The sequence below is a fragment of the Neisseria sp. P0022.S010 genome (genome assembly GCF_051956635.1).
Window position 1 is genome coordinate 1 of sequence record NZ_JBQCXF010000740.1, and the last position, 1,041, is coordinate 1,041.

Consider the following 1,041-nt stretch of genomic DNA (forward strand, 5'->3'; position numbering starts at 1 on the left):
TCCGTCAATGGGTCAATATGCCGACCGCGATGTTGACCGAAGTACAACAAATCGGCCAGTTGAGCGGCACGGATTTTGGCGGCAAATATTTGGTGGCCGAAGCACAAAGCGAAGATGCCCTATTGAAGAAAACCGCTGAACTCGGCCGCGCCCTGCAGCCCTTAATCGCGCAAGGAAAACTGTCCGGCATCCAATCGCCCGACCAATTCATCCTGCCGACAACGGAACAGCAAAAACTGCAAAACCGCCTGCGCGAATTGACCAAATTGCCTGATAGCTGGAAACCGCTTACCGAAATCGGTATTCCGCGCAAAACCGTGCGTGATGCCCTGCTGCAAGCTGCCGATACGCAACCATTGTCGCTTTCAGACGGCCTGAATACCGATTTGGCAGAAGCTTGGCGTTCCTTGTATTTGGGCGAAGTGGAACCAGGCCGTTTTGCTGCCGTCGTGCGTTTGAACGGCATGACCGATGAAGCTGCCGTACGCGCCGTAGCTCAACACGTCTCCGGCGTACACTGGGCAGACAAGCGTGCCCACTTAAACGAACTTTTCCACCACACGCGCAATCAGGCCGCATGGTTGAAACTGGCTTCCTATGCGTTGGCATGGTTGCTCTTGTGGAAAATGTTCGGTTTCAAACGCGGCAGCAAAATACTTGCCGTGCCGCTGGCCGCGGCCATCTGCACCGTTGCCGTACTCGGTTTGGCAGGCATTCCCGTCAGCCTGTTTGCCATGTTCGGCCTGCTTTTAGTGTCCGCCATCGGCGTGGACTATGCCGTCTATGCCGCCACCGCACACCACAGCGCCCCGGCAAAATTAGGCGGCATGCTGCTTGCCGCCGCGACGACAGCCATTTCCTTTGCCCTGCTCGCCATCAGCAGCACACCCGCTGTTGCCGCGTTCGGCATGACGGTTACCATCGGCGTGGCATTCAATATTTGGCTGGCAGGCACATTGTTGAAAAATTAGACAAAAGATGAAGACGATTGAAATTGAAGCGATATTTTGTTTCAACTTCTATCGCCAAATTGCAAAAGGC

General features: G+C 54.8%; 1 pseudogene. It reads left to right on the forward strand.

Annotation, left to right across the window (positions count from 1 at the left end):
• Positions 1-971: pseudogene (locus ACTHUT_RS21080) on the forward strand (MMPL family transporter); the annotation flags it as partial.
• Positions 972-1,041 lie beyond the last annotated feature (70 nt).